The sequence below is a fragment of the Ensifer sp. B1-9 genome, from assembly GCF_050474445.1.
GTDB lineage: Bacteria > Pseudomonadota > Alphaproteobacteria > Rhizobiales > Rhizobiaceae > Ensifer.
The window spans coordinates 311,226-329,437 of record NZ_JBCHVG010000007.1 but is presented as its reverse complement, the minus strand read 5'-3'; the positions used below and the strand labels follow the sequence as shown (position 1 = coordinate 329,437).

The following is an 18,212-nucleotide window of genomic DNA, read 5'->3' as shown; positions in this document are numbered from 1 at the left end:
ATGCTGAATGAGTTCAAGGAGTTTATTGCCCGCGGCAACGTGATGGATCTCGCGGTCGGTGTCATCATCGGCGCTGCCTTCAACAAGATCGTGACGTCGGTCGTCGAAGACCTCGTCATGCCCATTGTCGGTGCACTCACCGGCGGGGGGTTCGATTTCTCCAATTACTTCCTGCCGCTCTCGGCCAACGTGACGGCGACCTCTCTCGCTGCTGCCCGTCAGCAGGGCGCGGTCTTTGCCTATGGCAACTTCATCACCGTCCTCATCAATTTCCTGATCCTCGCATGGATCATCTTCCTGATGATCAAGGCCGTGAACCGCATGCGCTCGTCGCTTGAAAAGCAGAAGGAAGCAGCACCGGCTGCTCCGCCGCCGGAAGACATACTGCTCCTCTCGGAGATCCGCGACCTGTTGAAACAGCGCGCCTGAGTCATTTCTCGCGGCCTCGGTTTGCCGGGGCCGCGAAACATCACAGAAATCGATAAACCGGTCAGATAAAGTCGCGTGATCGCAGAAGCGAAAGCGGCTAGAAGCGATGGACAGCCTGGAGCGGTCAGTTTCCGCTCTAATCCATTGGAATCTTTCACGATGATCTCGGGCGATCCGGCGCGGGACCGTCGTTTGTCCGGAGCTCGCCGATGACCATCCTCAGCACCATCAGCCCCCGCGCACTTGCGGCGCCCGAAAGCGGCATCGTCGAGGTGGTGAACTACGCTCGTGGGCGCGAAGGGCTGATCCCGCTCTGGGTCGGCGAAGGCGATCTGCCGACGCCTGCCTTCATCAGTGATGCGGCCCGCGAGGCGCTTTCCGCCGGCGAAACCTTCTACACCTGGCAGCGGGGCATCCCGCCGCTGCGCGAAGCGCTCTCGCGCTACTATCAGCGGCGCTTCCACAAAGCGCTGTCGCCGGAGCATTTCTACGTTGTCGGCTCCGGCATGCAGGCGATCAAACTCTCGATCGAGGCGATCGCTTCGCCGGGAGACGAGATGGTGCTCTTGACGCCCGCTTGGCCGAACTTTGCCGCGGCCGCCGACCTCTCGGGCGTCCGTCCGGTCTCCGTCGAACTGCGTTTTGAACACGGAAAGTGGCAGCTCGATCTCGAACGCTTGCAAGCGGCGATCGGGCCGAAGACCAGGGCGCTGTTCATCAACACGCCCTCGAACCCGACGGGCTGGACCGCGAACAAGGAAGAGCTGGCGGCGATCCTGGCATTGGCGCGCAAGCACGGCCTCTGGATCATCGCCGACGAGATCTACGCGCTCTATTACTATGCCGGCGCCCGCGCGCCGTCCTTCCTCGACGTCATGGAGGAAGGCGACCGTATCCTCTTCGTCAACTCCTTCTCGAAGAACTGGTCGATGACCGGCTGGCGGGTGGGCTGGATCGTCGCCCCGCCGGAGATGGGACAGGTGCTTGAGAACCTGGTGCAGTATTCGACGTCAGGCGTCGCCCAGTTCATGCAGCGCGGCGCCGTCATGGCGCTCGACGAGGGCGATGCCTTCCTGGACGCGAACGTCGCCAAGGCGACGAAAAATCGGGACGTCTTCTGCGATGCGTTGATTGCCACCAACCGAGTGGAAACGCTGAAGCCGGATGGGGCGCTTTATGCGTTCCTGAAGATCGACGGCGTCACGGATTCACGCGCGGCCGCGATCGATATCGTCGACAAGACCGGCGTCGGTCTCGCGCCTGGCACCGCTTTCGGCGATGGCGGCTCGCTGTTCATGCGCGCCTGTTTCCTGCGCGATCCGGCCCAGGTGAAGGAAGCGGCGGACCGCCTGCAGCGTTATATTCTTGGCGGCTGACGCCGGGATGCATGGCCGAAGAGGCGAGGCGATTATCCGTCGTCCGTCTCGCCCAGCAGCTTCTGCTCATGGGCAATCGCATGGCCGATCAGCCGCGCCCAGATATCCTCGTAGAAGTCAGGGTCGAGATTGAATCGCGCGGCGTTCTTGCGGGCGTTCTCGCGCACTTCCATCACTCGCGCCGGAATGTCGGCCTTCAGCTTCAGCGGCCGTTTGATCTCGGCCGCCCGGTCGATATAGCCCCAGCGCTCGGCAAACAGCGTCATCAGTGCCTGGTCGAGCCGGTCGATCTCGGCACGCACATCGGCCATGGTGGTGCATTGCGCGGGGGTCTTTTGCATCTGTCTCGTCCGATTGCCTGGTGCACGGCCGTCGCGGCCAGGCGCAGATCCAGGGTGTTCGAGCGTCCCTCGGCTCGCAGCAAGCGGGGCGCTCTTGCGGCGCACTGCTAACAAACGGCGAGCTTTCTGAGAAGGGGCAACAGGGTCGCAGCGGGCGACTGTCCTGTGGTCACCTCAGCAGGCGATCGCTGGGCAGAGGAGGAGGGTGCGGTCCTGTCTCCGTCTGCGGCGATCGCCTGCTGACGTGTTGAGAGAAGTTAGCCGGCCAAGCTTGAGCGAGGCTTTTTAGAGCGGGATGAGTAAGATGCTGCTTTCCGCCAGCATCCGTTTTCACCGCCGCTCACGTTCCGATCATCAGCTTGATCGCGAGACCGACCACGGCGACCGCCGCCACCCCCGCGCACCAGAGGGCGACGAACCAGAGAAGCTTGCGGCCGGTTCCCGTTTCGCCTGTCAATGGTAACCCTCCTCCGGATCGACCTTGCCGCGGAACACCCAATAGGAATAGCCGGTATAAGCGAGGATGACGGGCACCAGGATGAGCGCGCCGGCGAGCAGGAAGGAGAGGCTTTCCTCCGGTGCGGCTGCATCCCAGATCGTCAGCGATGGCGGCACCATATAGGGATAGAAGCTGATGCCGATGCCGGCATAGCCGAGCACGAAGAGGCCGAGTGCTGCGATGAAGGGCCGGCCATCGTGGCGGTTGCGAATGCCCGTGATCAGCGCATAGAGGCAGCCGAGAACGAGTGCCGGCACGATGACGCTGAAGATTGCCGTCGGGAAGCCGAACCAGCGCTCCAGGTATTGCGGCACTAGGAACGGTGTCCACAGGCTGACGATGCCCATGGCGGCGACGGTGCCGACCGAGCATTTGAGCGCGAGATCGCGGGCGCGATCGGCAAGCTCACCATGGGTCTTCAGGACCAGCCAGGTGGCGCCGAGCAGGGCATAGCCGACGACGACGGCGACGCCGGTCATGATCGAGAACGGCGTCAGCCAGTCCCACCAGCCGCCGACATAGGCGCGGTTCTCGACGGGTATGCCCTGGACGAGCGCGCCGAGCGTGATGCCCTGCGCGAAGGCGGCAAGCATCGATCCGCCTGAGAAAGCCCAGTTCCAGAGATATTCGGCGCGCCTGGTGCGCCAGCGATATTCGAAGGCGACGCCGCGGAAGATGAGGCCGATGACCATGGCTATGATCGGGGCGTAAAGAGCCGGCAGGATTGTCGCATAGGCCAGCGGGAACACCGCCATCAGGCCGCCGCCACCGAGCACCAGCCAAGTTTCGTTACCGTCCCACACCGGGGCGACGGAATTCATCATCACGTCGCGGTCGTGCTTCTCCGGGAAGAACGGGAAGAGGATGCCGACGCCGAGGTCGAAGCCGTCGAGAATGACATAGGCGAGGACCGCAAAGGCGATGATGGCGGCCCAGATGAACGGCAAATCAAACGCCATGACGACCTCCCTGAATGTTGGTGTGCGCGGTGCCGTGCGCGGCGAGGCCGGGCATGATGCCGGAACTGCGCAACGGCCCTTCGTCGAGATCCGGCATCGGATCACGCGGCAGGCGCGCCATCAGTCTCAGGATGTAGAAGGTGCCGGCGCCGAAGACGAAGAAATAAACGGCGATGAAGGCGATCAGCGAGGCGGCGACGGCGGGTGCCGCGATCGGCGCCACCGATTTCGCCGTCAGCAGGTGACCGTAGACCGTATAGGGTTGCCGCCCGACCTCGGTGGTGACCCAGCCGGCAAGCACGGCGACGAAACCGGCCGGCCCCATGACGATCGCAGCACGATGCAGCCAGACATTGCTGTCCAGCGTGCCGCGGTAGCGACACCAGAGCGACCAGAGACCGATGCCGAGCATGGCGAAGCCGAGGCCGACCATCACCCGGAAGGACCAGAACACGACGTTGACCGGCGGGTGAAGCTCTTCCGGGATCGTATCGAGACCGGCGAGCGGCGCGTTGAGATCGTGCTTCAGGATCAGGCTCGAGAGCTTTGGAACCTCGATCGCATAGTCGACGCGTTTCTCCGCCGAATTCGGAATGCCGAGGAGGATCAGCGGCGCGCCATCCGGATGGCTCTGATAGTGGCCTTCCATCGCCATCACCTTGGCCGGCTGATGCTCCAGCGTGTTGAGGCCATGCTTGTCACCGGCAAAAATCTGAACGGGCGCGACGATGGTCGCCATCCACATCGCCATCGAGAACATTTTTCGTGCGCGGCGCGGCGCCGTCTTGCGGATGAGGTGCCAGGCGCCACAGGCGCCGACGACGAAGGCGGTCGTGAGATAGGCCGCAAGCACCATGTGCACGAGGCGATAGGGGAAGGAGGGGTTGAACACGATCTTCCACCAGTCGACCGGGATGAACTGGCCCGCATCGTTCATGGCGAAGCCGGCCGGGGTCTGCATCCAGGAATTCGCCGAAAGGATCCAGGTGGCCGAGATCAGCGTGCCAGTGGCGACCATGAGGGTCGCGAAGAAATGCAGCTTCGGTCCGACGCGGTTGAGCCCGAAGAGCATGACACCGAGGAAGCCGGCCTCGAGGAAGAAGGCCGTCAGCACCTCATAGCCCATCAGCGGTCCTATGATCGGCCCGGCCTTGTCGGAAAAGACGCTCCAATTGGTGCCGAACTGATAGGACATGACGATGCCGGAAACGACACCCATGCCGAAGGCGACTGCAAAGATCGTCTTCCAGAAATGGAAGAGCTCGAGATAAGCCTCGTCCTTCTTCAGCAGCCATAACCCCTCCAGTACCGCGAGGTAACTCGCAAGCCCGATGGAAAAAGCAGGGAAGATGATGTGGAAGGAAACGGTGAAGGCGAACTGAAAACGAGCGAGCAAGGTCGCATCGAAACTTTCAAACACGGGCGCAATCCTTTCAGACATACGGCACCGCGCGTTACTCGTAACGCGAGGCCGTAGCGCTCTGGCTGCTGCATGATCGTCCTCGATCGGGCTCCGATCAGAGGGCTTTTCCTGGCCTATGGCCGAGGCAAATCCTTGGGTTGCACCGGCTATTCAGCATCGGATTGAATCTGAGCCAAATTTGCCAAACGTCAATGACAGCGCGCTCGCCACGTTGTCACACTGCGGCAATGTTGCGCTGCGGCATATTGGCGGAGCACGGGTGCGTCTCAGCGGATCGGGAGATAGGCTTCCGCGAGTTCGGTCCAGAAGGCGGCGCCGATCGGCAGCAGGTCGTCGTTGAAGTTGTAGCCCGGGTGGTGCAGCGGCTTGTCGTCGTCGCTGACCTTCGAGCCGAGGAAGAAATAGCTCCCCGGCCGCTCCTGCAGCATATAGGCGAAATCCTCGCTGCCCATGAAGGGACGGGCGAGGTCGATCACCTTGTTGGCACCGGCAAAACGGACCGCGAGATCGCGCACGAAATCGGTCTCGGCCTTGTGGTTGATCGTCGCGTCGTAGCTGCGCTGGTAGTCGACCGTCGCGCGCATCCCGAAGCTGGTGGCCTGCGCTTCGGCGATCATGCGGATGCGCCGTTCGAGTTCGTCGCGTACCGCGGGATCAAAGGAGCGGATGCCGACGACGATCTCGGCGCGTTCCGGAATGATGTTGCTGGCTGAGCCCGCATGGAAGGCGCCGACGGTGACGACGGAGGGATCCATCGGATGGATGTTGCGCGAGACGATCGACTGCAGCGCCATGACGATCGAGGCGCCGCAGACGATCGGATCAGCCGTTTCCTGGGGTTCCGCGCCATGGCCGCCGCGGCCATGCACGGTGATGCGGGCCTCGTCGACGGCCGCCATGATCGGGCCTTCCCGGAGGGCAAACTGGCCGAAGGGCAGACCCGGTTCGTTGTGAAGCGCGAACACGGCGTCGCAGGGGAATTTCTCAAACAGGCCCTCGTCCATCATGATCTTGGCGCCGCCGAAATTCTCCTCGGCCGGCTGGAAGATCAGATGGATCGTGCCGTCGAAATTGCGCCGTTCCGCAAGCGCTCGCGCCGCGCCGAGCAGCATCGTCGTGTGGCCGTCGTGGCCGCAGGCATGCATCAGGCCTGAGGTCCTGCTGGCATAGTCAAGGCCGGTTTCCTCCAGGATCGGCAGCGCATCGATATCGGCGCGGATGCCGATCGAGCGGGTGCCGGTGCCGTTGCGGAGCGTGCCGACGACGCCGGTTTGCGCGAGACCCGTCGTCACCTCGTAACCGAGGGTTTCCAGATGTCTGGCGATGAAGGCCGAGGTGCGTTTCTCCTCCAGTCCAAGCTCCGGATGGGCATGCAGGTCGTGGCGGATGGCGATCAGTTCCGGCATGGCATTGGTGATCGAGGAGGAGAGCTTCATGTCAGGCACCGCGGGTTGGGATGCGATTTTCAAACGTGCGGAAGGCCACCACCAGAATGCCGGTGAGGCACATGTAGATGAGCGCGAGAAGAAGCAGCGGCTCATAGGTGAGGAAGGTTTCCTGCCTGACCTTGGAGATGACGGCATAGACGTCGACGACGGTTACGGTGGCGACGAGCGGCGTCGACTTGAGCTGCAGCACGGTCTCGCCGTTCAGCGTCGGCAGCGCCCGATGGATGGCGCGCGGCAGCCAGATGCGGCGGAACATCGTCCAGCGGCCCATGCCATAGGCCTTGGCCGCTTCCAGCTCGCCATGCGGTACGCCGGCAAAGGCGCCGCGCATGACCTCGCCTTCATAGGCCGCAAACGAGATTGTCAGCGCCGCCACACCATAGGGCCAGGCCTCGCGCAGATAGGGCCAGAGGAAGGAGTGCCGGATCGCCGGAAACTGCGGAAACAGCGAGCCGAGGCCATAGTAGAGCAGCCAGAGCTGCAGCAGCAGCGGCGTGCCGCGGATCACCGTACAAAACACCTTGGCCGGCAGCTTCAGGAACCAGGGGCCAGTCACCTGGACGAGGCCGATCGGCACCGCCAGCAGGAAGCCGAGGATGGCGGTGCTGAACAGCATCACCAGGCTGACGAGAATGCCCCAGCCGAGCCGCGGCAGGTAACGCGGCAGCCAGTCCCAGCGCATGAAGACGGCAACGGCGACGACGAAGGCGGCGAAGACCAGCATCATGACGATGCGATGCGGCAGGAGGAAGCTCTTGGCCGTCGGCAGGTCTTCGGGCGTGAAGGCAACGGCGTGGGTGGTTTCGTCGGTCATCGGCTCTCCGCAAAACCGCGTCGGGCATGGCGTTCGATCATGCCGATAAAGACGTTGGAAATGAGCGTCAGCGCCAGATAGAGCGCGCCGGCGGCAAGGAAGAACAGGAGATAGGCCTTCGTTGTGCCGGCCGCCTGGCGTGTGACCAGCGTCAGTTCGCTGAATCCGACGACGGCGAGGAGGGCTGTGTCCTTGGTGGCGATAAGCCAGAGATTGGAAAGCCCGGGAATGGCATAGGGCAGCATCGCGGGCAGCGTGATGCGGCGTAGGACCTTGGTCGGTGACATGCCATAGGCGCGCGCCGCCTCGATCTGCCCGGCGGGCACCGCCTTGATCGCGCCGCGCAGTACCTCGGTCGAATAGGCGCCTTGCACGACGCCGATCACGAAGATGCCGGCCATAAGGCCGCTGATGTCGACCGGGCCGATCGCAAAGAGCGCGAGCACCTGATTGAGAAGGTCGGTGCCGGCATAATAGAGCAACAGGATCAGCACCAGTTCCGGCACCGCGCGCACCACCGTGGTGTAGCATTCGAGCAGGTCGCGCAGCACCGGGCCGCCGTAGAGCTTGCCGAAGGCGCCGCCGACGCCGAGCGCCAGTCCGAGGGTGAAACCGCCGACAGCGATCTGGATGGAATTGAAGAAGCCCTGCAGCAACACGCCGCCCCAGCCGGGTGCTGAAAGCGAGAGCAGGCCCCAATTAACGAGGGAATCCGCAGCCATACGTCGAGCTCCGATGGCGCCGGCCGGCGGTCGCTACAGCGCTGTCTGCCGTTCAGACATACAACGATGCAGCGGATCGATCGCCGGCCGATCGCGCCTTACTTACCGTAGATGTCGAAGTCGAAATACTTCTTCGAGAACGTGTCGTAGGTGCCGTTGTCGCGGATCGCCTTGATCGCGGCATTGACCTTGTCCTTGAGCTCGGTTTCGCCCTTGCGCAGGCCGACGCCGACACCCGGGCCGATCACGGCAACGTCTTCGGCGACGTCGCCCTTGTAGTCGCAGCATTCCTTGCCCTGGTCGGTGGCCAGGAAAGTCTTCAGCGCGATGGCGTCCGCCTGGACGGCGTCGAGACGGCCAGCGGCGAGGTCGTTGTTGGCCTCATCCTGCGTCTGGTATTCCTTGACCTCGACGCCTGCCGGCGCGAAGTGCTTGGCGGCATAGGCCTGGTGGACCGTCGAGACCTGGACGCCGAGCGTCTTGCCGTTCAGGCCCTCCGGTGTCGGCTTGATGTCTTCGCCCTTGGTGCCGATGATGCCGGTCGGCGTGTTGTAATATTTGTCGGAGAAATCGATCGTTTTCAGGCGCTCGTCGGTGATCGACATCGAGCTGATGATCATGTCGATCTTCTTCGAGGTCAGCGCCGGGATGATGCCGTCCCAGGCGACCGGCGTCAGCACGCATTCGAGCTTCGCCTCGGCACACATCGCATTCATGAACTCGACTTCCCAGCCTTCCCACTTGCCGCTGGCATCCGGCGCCGTGAACGGCGGGTAGGGCTCGGCGGCGACGCCGACCTTAAGCGCTTCGGCGGAAGCGGCGACGCCGCCGCTGACGGCGATTGCCGCCGCCACGGCCAGGACTTTCAATGCCTTCTTCATGCTGTTCCCCTTTTTGGTTGTTTAGCATTCCGGAATTCAGTGAATGGAACTGATGAACTTCTTGAGCCTTTCCGATCTCGGCGAACCGAAGATGGCCTCTGGCGGGCCCTGTTCCTCGATCACGCCGTTGTGGAGGAAGACGATGTGGTTGGCGACGTCGCGCGCGAATTTCATCTCGTGGGTCACCAGGATCATCGTGCGCTTCTCGCGCGCGAGGTCGCCGATGACCGAAAGCACTTCGCCGACCAGTTCGGGATCGAGCGCCGAGGTGGGTTCGTCGAAGAGCATGACGAGCGGTTGGATCGCGAGCGCCCGGGCGATTGCCGCGCGCTGCTGCTGGCCGCCGGAGAGAAAGGCGGGGTAAGCGTCGCGCTTCTCGTAGAGGCCGACGCGCTTGAGCAGCGTTTCGGCGGTGGCGACCGCTTCGGCCTTCGGCTTGCCGAGCACATGGATCGGCGCCTCGATGACGTTTTCGAGGATGGTCATGTGCTGCCAGAGATTGAAGCTTTGAAAGACCATGCCGAGCTGGCTGCGGATGCGCTGGACCTGCTTGCGATCCTCCGGCATCAGGCCGCCGCGCCCGTCGGACTTCATCCGGATCTTTTCGCCATGCACGCTGACGCTGCCGGCGGACGGGAGTTCCAGGAGGTTGATACAGCGCAGGAAGGTGGATTTGCCGGAGCCGCTGCCGCCGATGATGGCGATCACGTCGCCCTGCTTCGCCGTCAGCGAAACACCCTTCAGCACTTCCAATGGCCCGAAACGCTTGTGCAGGTCAGTGACCGCGATTGCCTGGGCCGCATCCGTCATCGGCACGCCGCTCCAACGGCTCTGCGAGCTTTTTCTGTCAGCATGAGAACAGTTCCCCTGTCGTTTTCCGCGCGGCATCTTCGGCCTGTCGCGGGTCTTTGTTGGCCGGCATGGTTGCACTTGTGCCGCTATTGTTCAAGCGTATAATAACAAGCGTCGTCGATTTTTTGACGCCCGCCAAGAGTCTCGAATTCCCGAAGGAGCCGCCCATGCCCCCGTTCCGGCCGATGCCATTGCCGTCCGCGCCGAGGCATGTTTCCAAGCGGATCGCGGCATGAACAGGCGCAGTTTTCACCGCGCCCCGGAGGGCGAACGCCGCCAGGAACTGATCGAGGCGACGCTCGATTGCATCTCCGAATTCGGCCTCAAGGGTGCGACGGTGCGGCAGATCGCGATCCGCGCCGGCGTGACCGCCGGGCTGGTGCGCCACTATTTCGAATCGAAGGATCAGATGGTCGCCGAGGCCTATCGCGCCGTGATTGCCTCGCTGACCGACAAGGCGAGCAAGGTCGAGGGCGATCCGGAAACGAGGCTTCGGGATTTCATCGCCATCAACCTGACCGAGCCGGTGGCCGACAGCCGCAGCATTTCGCTGTGGGCCGCTTTCATCAGCCAGGTGCGGGTCGATCCGGTACTCGCCGAAATCCACCGCGAAGGCTATCTCGCCTTCCGCAATACGCTGCAGGAACTGCTCGCCGACTTCCTGGCTGCGAAGGGCAAACCGGCAGATGCAGAAACCTGCCGAGCGCTCGCCATCGCCATCAACGGGCTGGTCGACGGTCTCTGGGTCGAGGGATGCCTTGCCGGCGATCTCTTTCGCGAGGGCGAACTGGTCGCCATCGCCATGTCTTCGGTCGAAGCGCTGCTTGGCACGTCGATCGGTACTGCAAAACCATGAAAACGGGAGAAAGCACCATGCGCTACGCGTCCATCACCGAACGTCTTGCCGATCTTGGTTCGGGAAAATGGTCGCTGCATATTCGTGCCCGCCAATTGAAGGCGAGTGGTGCCGACATCATCGAACTGACGATTGGCGAGCCGGATCTTCCGCCGGACCGTGCGTTGCTCGACGAATGCCAGCGGTCGATGAATGCCGGTCGCTATCGCTATTCCAACGGCCGCGGCGAGTCCGCCGTCGTGGCGGCGCTTGCCGAAAAGTACCGCCGTCGCCGCGCTGATGTTACCACCGAGAACGTGCTGTGCTTCCCCGGCACCCAGACGGCGCTCTTCGCCGTCATGCTGGGTCTGGCGGAGGCCGGCGACGCCGTGCTCGTCGGCGATCCGCTCTATGCCACTTACGAAGGCGTGATCCGCTCCACGGGCGCTCATCCGGTGCTGGTGCCGCTGAAGCCGGAATTCGGCTTCCACATGCAGGCCGCCGACCTTGAAAAGGCGATCACGCCGGAAAGCCGGGTGCTCTTGCTCAACACGCCGCACAATCCGACCGGTGCCGTGCTGACGGCCGCTGAAATCGCCGCGATCGGCGAAGTCGCGCGCCGCCACGATCTCTGGATCGTCTGCGACGAGGTCTATGAGGAACTGGTGTTCGACGCGGTATTCGCCTCGCCCTTCGACAATCCGGATTTGGCCGAACGTACCGTCGTCGTCTCGTCGATCTCCAAGTCCCATGCCGCGCCCGGCTTCCGCAGCGGTTGGGCGGTCGGTCCGGTCGAGTTCGCCAACCGGCTGCTGCCGGTTTCGGAAACGATGCTGTTTGGCACCCAGCCCTTCATCGCCGACATGACGGCCTATGCGCTGTCGCATGACATCGATACCGCCCGCCGGATGCGCGAGTCCTATAAATCCCGTGCCGCACAGATCGTGGCGGGCCTCGCCGCGGCGCCCGGCATCGAGGTGTTCGCGCCGGAAGCCGGCATGTTCATTTTGATCGACGTTTCCGGAACCGGCCTCGACGGCGACGCGTTTGCCTGGGCGCTGCTCGAAGAGGAGGGGGTTGCCGTCATGCCCGGATCATCCTTTGGCGATCAGGCGCAGAATTATCTGCGCGTCAGCCTCACCGTGCCCGATGACGCTATCGACGAGGCTTGCCGGCGCATCACCGCGCTCGCCGAGCGCTACAGCCTGCGCAAGGAGCGCCGTGCATGACCATGGAAAAAACGGTTGGCGAAGTCCTAGTCGATCTGCTCGAGGCCAATGGCGTCGAGGTGGTTTTCGGCATTCCCGGGGTGCACACGGTCGAGCTCTATCGTGGACTGGCGGCATCGAAGATCCGCCACGTGACCCCGCGCCATGAACAGGGCGCGGGCTTCATGGCCGACGGTTATGCCCGCGTCAGCGGCAAGCCGGGCGTTGCCCTCGTCATCACCGGACCGGGGCTCACGAACACGATTACGGCGATGGCGCAGGCCCGCCAGGACTCGATCCCGATGCTGGTGATTTCCGGCGTCAATCGCCGCGATTCGCTCGGCCACGGTCGCGGGCTGTTACACGAACTGCCCGACCAGCACGGCATGATGAAGACGCTGGCGCTCTATTCGCACACGCTGCTCAATCCGCAAGACCTGCCCTTCGTCGTCGACCGCGCCTTCTCGGTGCTGGTCTCCGGCCGGCCGGGACCGGTGCATATCGAAATCCCGACCGACGTGATGGCGGCGAAGATCGCGCCGCAGGCTGTGCGGCCTGCGACGGCGACGCGCCCACGCTCCGACAGCGAGACGCTACAGCGCGCCGCCATCCTCTGTGCCGACGCCTCGCGGCCGGTGATCATCTGCGGCGGCGGTGCGTTGACGGCGGAGGTCGAAGTCAAGGAACTTGCCGAGAAGATCGGGGCGCCCGTCGTCACCACGGTCAACGCCCGCGGCATGCTGGCCGCAAACCCCCTGCGCGTTCCCGCCAGCCCTAGCCTGAAGGCGGTGCGGGCGCTGCTCAGGGAGGCTGACCTCGTTCTGGCGCTCGGCACCGAAATGGGCCAGACGGACTACGACATGTATGCCGATGGCGGTTTCCCGGCCTTGCGCAATCTCATCCGCACCGACATCGACGCGGCGCAGCTTGCGCGCGGGCCGCATGCGGCCCTCTCCATCCTCTCCGGCGCCAAGGCGGCCACCGCGGGCATCCTCGCCTTCCTGCCTGGCCACACCGCGAAGGACGGCGTGGCGCGCGCCGAAACCGCGCGACGGGCGGCGCTGAAGGAACTGTCGCCGAAGATGCGGGCCGGGATCGCCGTCATCGACGCGGTCTACAGGGCGCTGCCCGATTGCACCGTTGTCGGTGACTCGACCCAGGCCGTCTATGCGGGCAACCTCTATTGCGACGCGCCGCGCCAGCGAAGCTGGTTCAACTCCGCGACCGGCTACGGCTCACTCGGCTACGCCCCGCCGGCGGCGGTAGGCGCTGCGGTCGCCGATCCGTCGCGGCCGGTGGTGTGCCTTGTCGGCGACGGCGGATTCCAGTTCTCGCTGGCCGAGATCGGATCGGCGGTGGATGCGCAGGCGAAGGTGATCTTCCTCGTCTGGAACAATGACGGCTACCAGGAGATCGAGTCCTACATGGTCGATGCCGGTGTTACGCCGGAGGGCGTCAAGCCTTCGGCTCCGGACTTCCTGATGGCGGCCAAGGCCTATGGTGTCGAAGGACAGCGGCTTGCCTCCATCGCCGATCTTTCACAGGCACTCGCGGATGCGACGAAGCGCAAGGGACCGTCGCTCATCGAGATCCACGAACGGCGAACGGCCGGCCTGTCCGCCTGACGGCGCCGTGCCGCCTGACGGGCCGGATTTGACTTTTCCGGCCCGCAATGGTGTTAAGGGCGCCCATGTTCGATTCCGGCCACGTTCTTTCGTTAAGGTCGGAAGTTCGGGCTGAATTTCGTCTCGCTGGCGTTCAGTAGCCAAGGAAAGGGACCGCGTCCTCGATGGACCGCACGGGTGGTGGCAGCAAGAACATGCAGGCCGGCCGGCTTCTCGCCGTGCTGTGGCTGTTCTGTGCTTCCTTCGCGATGCAGGTCATCTCGGTCGGACAGAGCATCCCGTCCCGCTCGTCGTCCGGCGCCCAGGCCGGCAATGTCACCGATACCGGCTCGACCGATCGCCCCGCGGCCCGGCAGATCTCGCGGGCGACACCGCTTTCCGAACTTCGCTTTACGGCCGATCGCAAGGACGCCAAGTCCGCGGCGGACGATGGCCTGCCGGCGCTGCTGCCGTCGTCCGCCGGGCTTGCGTTTCCGGCGCTTTCGGGCGACCGGTTCCTGCACCGCATCGCGCTCGCCGTCGGCGGTGCACTGCGCCATGGTCCCCAAATTCGCGCGCCTCCGCGCGCCTGATCCATCAAGCTATTCCGGCTGGCTGTCGGTTTGACCGCAGCACCGCCTTTGATGAAACAAAGTCCTGACGACGCGCCCTGTGCCCGTGCAGGCTCTTCTGGAACCACAACATGCGTACATCGAAATGGGCGATTCTCGTCTATGTCGTCGTGATCATCTTCGGATGTATCGCGGCGCTTCCCAACGTGCTGACGCCGGCACAACGTGAACAGTTCGCCGCCTGGCTGCCGGTCAAGCCGGTGACGCTCGGCCTCGACCTCAAGGGCGGCTCGCATCTCGTCCTCGAAGTCGATTCCGCCGGCCTGCGCAAGGCTCGCCTCGAAACCCTGCTCGACGATACGCGCAGGGCGCTCCGCGCCGAGCGCGTTCCGGCTTCGTCGGCCCGCATCGCCGGCGATACCGTGACGGTGAAGATCGAAGACCCGGCCGACCGCGAGAAGGTTCTGCCGAAGCTCAAGGAACTGGCTGCCCCCGTCGGCACGCTCGGTTTCGGCGGCTCGGCTTCCGATATCGAGGTCACCGAAGATGGTGATACCATCACGGTCGCGATGACCGAGGCCGGCCTCGCCGACCGCACCACCAAGGCTGTCGAGCAGAGCCTGGAAATCATTCGCCAGCGCGTCGACACCGTCGGTGTTGCCGAACCGCTGATCCAGCGCGTCGGGTCCAACCGCATCCTCGTCCAGCTTCCGGGTCTCGAAGATCCGACAGCGCTGCGTCAGCTTCTCGGCTCGACGGCGCAGATGAGCTTCCACATGGTCGATCAGACCGTGGATCCCAACCAGCCGGCGCCCCGCGGCGTCGACATTCTGCCGGGTGCGCACGACGCCAACAAGTACGCCGTTGAAAGCCGTGTTGCGATTTCGGGCGAGCGTCTGGCCGACGCCAAGGCCGGTTTTGACCAGCGCACCAACGAGCCGATCGTTTCCTTCACCTTTGATTCGCTCGGCGCGCGCCAATTCGCGGAAATCACCCAGGCCAATGTCGGCCGACCCTTTGCAATCGTGCTCGACGGCAAGGTCCTGACGGCGCCGGTCATCCGTGAGCCGATCATTGGCGGCAACGGTCAGATCAGCGGCAACTTCACCGCCCAGGAAGCGACCGTTCTCTCGGCGCTCCTGCGCTCGGGCGCGCTGCCTGCTCCGCTGACCGTCATCGAAGAGCGCTCCGTCGGCCCGAATCTCGGAAGCGATTCCATCCGCATGGGCATCTATACCGGCCTTGCCGGCTTCGCACTGGTCGTCACCCTGATGGTCGTGCTCTACGGCGCCTGGGGCATGATCGCCAATATCGGCCTGGTGCTGCACACGATCCTGACGATCGCGCTCCTGGCGATGCTCGGCTCGACGCTGACGCTGCCCGGTATCGCCGGTATCATTCTCGGGATCGGCATGGCGGTGGACGCCAACATCCTGATCAACGCGCGTATTCGCGAAGAGACGGAAGGTGGCGCGGGCGCGATGAAGGCGCTCGATGTCGGCTTCAACAAGGCTTACGCGACCATCATCGACTCCAACGTCACGACGCTTTCCGGCACGGTGCTCCTGTTCGCCTTCGGCTCCGGCCCGGTGAAGGGCTTCGCCGTCACCATGATGCTCGGCATCATCATCTCGATGTTCACGTCGATCACCGTCGTGCGCCTGATGATGCGCGAGGTCGTCGTTCGCCGGAAGATGAAGAAGCTCGAGATCCCGTCGCTGTTCGGCCGGGTGCCGAAGCTTCCATCCTTCTCCTTCATGAAGGGCCGCTTCGTCGCCATCGGCATGTCGGCGTTCCTGTCGATAAGCTCGGTGGTGCTGTTCTTCACGCCGGGCCTCAACTACGGCATCGACTTCGTCGGCGGTATTCAGGTCGAGACCACCTCGAAGAACACGCTCGATCTTCCGACGCTGCGCCACAATCTCGAAGCGCTCAATATCGGCGAAGTGGCGCTGCAGGAATTCGGCCAGGACAAGTCGGTCCTGATCCGCGTTCAGCGCCAGCCGGGCGGCGAGCAGGAACAGACGGCGGCGCTGAACCGCATCAAGGAGACCGTCGCCCAGACGATCCCGGATGCGACCTTCGAGCGTACCGAGGTCGTCGGTCCGACCGTCAGCACCGAGCTTGCCCGGTCGGGCTTCCTTGCCGTCGGTCTCGCCATGGTGGCGATCCTGCTCTACATCTGGTTCCGCTTCGAGTGGCACTTTGCTGTTGGCGCGATCGCGGTTCTGCTGCTCGACATCACCAAGACGATCGGCTTCTTCGCGCTCACCGGCATCGACTTCAACCTGACGGCGATTGCCGCCTTGCTGACGATGATCGGTTACTCGGTCAACGACAAGGTCGTGGTCTATGACCGCATGCGCGAGAACCTTCGCAAGTACAAGTCGATGCCGTTCTCGGACCTGATCGACATGAGCATCAACCAGGTGATCGCACGATGCATCTTCACCTCGATGGCGACCGCCTTTTCCCTGGTGCCGATGGCGATCTGGGGCGGCGACGCGGTCAAGAGCTTCGCCTGGCCGATGATTTTCGGCGTTATCGTTGCGACGACGTCGTCGATCTATATCGGCGGCCCGATCCTGCTCTTCCTCAATCGCTGGTGGAAGGACCGCGAAGGGTCCCGTACCGGCGCAAGCACGCCGCAGGCGGGCACGCCGGCTGCGTGAGGCTTGCAAGGCTGTATTGGGATGCGGGCGCAAGCCGCATGATCCCGAGCGGCAGATATAAAACGTGAAGGGGCGGCCCGCCGGGCCGCCCCTTTTTTGTCCGAATGTGCTGGCTTTATCCCACCGTGCCTTGCGGACTGATTCTTCGCTACCTACATAGCAGGGGTCTCCGGTTTCGGGGTTGGAAGACGGATTTTGCGTCCTGAACCCATGAAATTTGAAGGGTGAGAATTATTTTTCACTTCTTCATCTTTTTAATTGACGGAATTGGTAGATTATTCTAGTCTGCCAATATGTGAGGCAGTGAGTCCCGCCTCACGGTTGTTCATCAAACGCACCGGCATGCTGATGCCGGGCCAGCCAAAGGAGAGTGACATGTTCGGAAACGTCTCGACCGCCGCCTTCTGCGGCACGCGTCCCCTTTGTCGCGCAACAGAGAAAAAACGTCTCATTCGCAATCTTTGCCGAATGTGATCGTCCAGCCCTCGATTCATCTTTGCCGAAATTGAAGTGTCCGCGCCTCCGGGTGTGGAAGGAGCGTTATTTGTATGAGCAAGCAGGTTATCGAATATGGCGGCGAAGCCGTCGGAGTCGTCGTCCCCGATGCGGACCGGTTCAAGTTCCTGGCGGTGAAGTATCACGTCTGGGATCTGGACGCGAAGCGCTTCCGCTCGGCCGATGAGGCGCGCGCCGCCATTCGCCAGTTGCTGGCCCACCAGGCCGTATCGGCGGAACGGCGTGGTCATAGCGCAGCCGCCTGACACGGGTGAGGAAAGCCGTTTGCGGCTTTCCTCCCGCATCCCTCTGGGAGCGAACGTTTTTTCCTGAAACATTCCGCATCGTACCAGTCTCCGCGAGAGATGCCGGCAGCCGCGACTTCGGCCAATTCCCCACTATAATTATATGTTGGCAGTACGTTTCTTGTGCTATGCCAAGATATATTTGCATTTGCGCGGATGATTCCCGTTCGTGGGAGCCGCAGGGAAAGCGTGCCGGAATGCTGACGAAGAAGGGAAAATACGGACTGAAGGCTTTGGTCGATCTTGCGCGGCTGGAGCCGGGGGAGACCGCCTTCATCACCGAGATCGCCCAGCGCAACAACATCCCGAAGAAGTTCCTCGATACGATCCTGCTTGAGCTGCGCAACGCCGGCATGCTGCGCTCGAAGAAGGGTCCGGGCGGCGGCTATTCGCTGTCGCGGCCGGCCGCCGAGATTCGTATCGGTCACGTGATCCGCACGCTGGATGGGCCGCTCGCGCCGATCCGATGTGCCAGCCGTACGGCCTATGAGGTCTGCGAGGACTGCAACGATCCCGAGACCTGTCAGGTGCGGGTGTCGATGACCACGGTGCGTGACGCCGTCGCCGCGATCCTCGACTCGATGACGCTCGAGGAATTTGCGGCAGACAAGTCGATGCCGCTCGAAACGCTGGAAGAAAAGCGGGCCGGCTGACGAAAACGTCGCCGATCGCGCCAGTTTTCCCCCGAAGTCTGCTTCCAAGGCTTGGTTTGCCAAGAAAAAGCGCTTATCTGCCGTCAATGGTCCGGCGGGCAGCATTGCAGCCTGCCGCTTAGGT

General features: G+C 63.3%; 17 protein-coding genes. 9 read left to right on the top strand and 8 right to left on the bottom strand.

What is annotated here, in order from left to right; all coding sequences use genetic code 11:
- Positions 1-429 (top strand): large conductance mechanosensitive channel protein MscL, encoded by a 429-nt coding sequence (gene mscL / locus ACQ5BM_RS15500; RefSeq protein ID WP_429812717.1) that lies wholly within the window; start codon positions 1-3, stop codon positions 427-429.
- A 209-nt stretch (positions 430-638) separates the two neighbouring features.
- A complete protein-coding gene (locus ACQ5BM_RS15495; protein ID WP_429812715.1) occupies positions 639-1,805 on the top strand; it encodes a pyridoxal phosphate-dependent aminotransferase in 1,167 nt (388 codons plus the stop codon).
- A 32-nt stretch (positions 1,806-1,837) separates the two neighbouring features.
- Here ACQ5BM_RS15495 and ACQ5BM_RS15490 read toward each other — a convergent pair whose 3' ends face one another.
- The 8 genes from ACQ5BM_RS15490 to ACQ5BM_RS15455 form a co-directional block, all read right to left on the bottom strand.
- Entirely contained in the window at positions 1,838-2,146 is a 309-nt protein-coding gene (locus ACQ5BM_RS15490) for a chorismate mutase family protein (RefSeq protein ID WP_429812712.1), read from the bottom strand.
- A gap of 453 nt (positions 2,147-2,599) precedes the next feature.
- Positions 2,600-3,604: a cytochrome d ubiquinol oxidase subunit II gene (gene cydB, locus ACQ5BM_RS15485; protein ID WP_429812710.1), complete on the bottom strand. Its 1,005-nt coding sequence runs from the start codon at positions 3,602-3,604 to the stop codon at positions 2,600-2,602.
- The gene (locus ACQ5BM_RS15480; protein ID WP_429812707.1) at positions 3,594-5,024 is read right to left on the bottom strand and encodes a cytochrome ubiquinol oxidase subunit I; all 1,431 of its coding nucleotides are present in this window, start codon (positions 5,022-5,024) and stop codon (positions 3,594-3,596) included. The genes cydB and ACQ5BM_RS15480 overlap by 11 nt, the downstream gene beginning before the upstream one ends.
- Positions 5,025-5,293: 269 nt before the next feature.
- Entirely contained in the window at positions 5,294-6,463 is a 1,170-nt protein-coding gene (locus ACQ5BM_RS15475; RefSeq protein WP_429812704.1) for a M20 aminoacylase family protein, read from the bottom strand.
- 1 nt (position 6,464) lies between these two features.
- Positions 6,465-7,289 (bottom strand): ABC transporter permease, encoded by an 825-nt coding sequence (locus ACQ5BM_RS15470; RefSeq protein ID WP_429812702.1) that lies wholly within the window; start codon positions 7,287-7,289, stop codon positions 6,465-6,467.
- Positions 7,286-8,011 carry an ABC transporter permease gene (locus tag ACQ5BM_RS15465; RefSeq protein WP_429812699.1) on the bottom strand — a complete coding sequence of 242 codons (726 nt, stop codon included), beginning with the start codon at positions 8,009-8,011 and terminating at the stop codon, positions 7,286-7,288. The genes ACQ5BM_RS15470 and ACQ5BM_RS15465 overlap by 4 nt, the downstream gene beginning before the upstream one ends.
- 98 nt (positions 8,012-8,109) lie before the next feature.
- A complete protein-coding gene (locus ACQ5BM_RS15460; RefSeq protein WP_429812696.1) occupies positions 8,110-8,892 on the bottom strand; it encodes a transporter substrate-binding domain-containing protein in 783 nt (260 codons plus the stop codon).
- A gap of 36 nt (positions 8,893-8,928) precedes the next feature.
- The gene (locus ACQ5BM_RS15455) at positions 8,929-9,702 is read right to left on the bottom strand and encodes an ABC transporter ATP-binding protein (RefSeq protein ID WP_429812694.1); all 774 of its coding nucleotides are present in this window, start codon (positions 9,700-9,702) and stop codon (positions 8,929-8,931) included.
- 274 nt (positions 9,703-9,976) lie between these two features.
- Between ACQ5BM_RS15455 and ACQ5BM_RS15450 the strand changes: the two genes are divergently transcribed.
- The 7 genes from ACQ5BM_RS15450 to ACQ5BM_RS15420 all read left to right on the top strand — a co-directional run bounded on the left by ACQ5BM_RS15450 (position 9,977) and on the right by ACQ5BM_RS15420 (position 18,088).
- Positions 9,977-10,600, top strand: a complete 624-nt coding sequence (locus tag ACQ5BM_RS15450; protein WP_429812691.1) for a TetR/AcrR family transcriptional regulator — start codon at positions 9,977-9,979, stop codon at positions 10,598-10,600.
- 17 nt (positions 10,601-10,617) lie between these two features.
- Positions 10,618-11,808, top strand: a complete 1,191-nt coding sequence (locus ACQ5BM_RS15445; RefSeq protein ID WP_429812688.1) for a pyridoxal phosphate-dependent aminotransferase — start codon at positions 10,618-10,620, stop codon at positions 11,806-11,808.
- A complete protein-coding gene (locus ACQ5BM_RS15440; RefSeq protein ID WP_429812686.1) occupies positions 11,805-13,412 on the top strand; it encodes a 5-guanidino-2-oxopentanoate decarboxylase in 1,608 nt (535 codons plus the stop codon). Before ACQ5BM_RS15445 ends, ACQ5BM_RS15440 begins: the two co-directional genes overlap by 4 nt.
- A gap of 164 nt (positions 13,413-13,576) precedes the next feature.
- Complete coding sequence (locus ACQ5BM_RS15435) at positions 13,577-13,984, top strand: hypothetical protein (protein ID WP_429812683.1); 408 nt, start codon at positions 13,577-13,579, stop codon at positions 13,982-13,984.
- A gap of 110 nt (positions 13,985-14,094) precedes the next feature.
- Positions 14,095-16,635, top strand: coding sequence for a protein translocase subunit SecD (gene secD, locus ACQ5BM_RS15430; protein WP_429812680.1), 2,541 nt, complete (start codon positions 14,095-14,097; stop codon positions 16,633-16,635).
- Positions 16,636-17,183: 548 nt separating this feature from the next.
- Positions 17,184-17,396: a hypothetical protein gene (locus ACQ5BM_RS15425; RefSeq protein ID WP_173515543.1), complete on the top strand. Its 213-nt coding sequence runs from the start codon at positions 17,184-17,186 to the stop codon at positions 17,394-17,396.
- A gap of 236 nt (positions 17,397-17,632) precedes the next feature.
- Positions 17,633-18,088, top strand: a complete 456-nt coding sequence (locus ACQ5BM_RS15420; protein ID WP_113536486.1) for an RrF2 family transcriptional regulator — start codon at positions 17,633-17,635, stop codon at positions 18,086-18,088.
- The last annotated feature ends 124 nt before the right edge of the window (positions 18,089-18,212 follow it).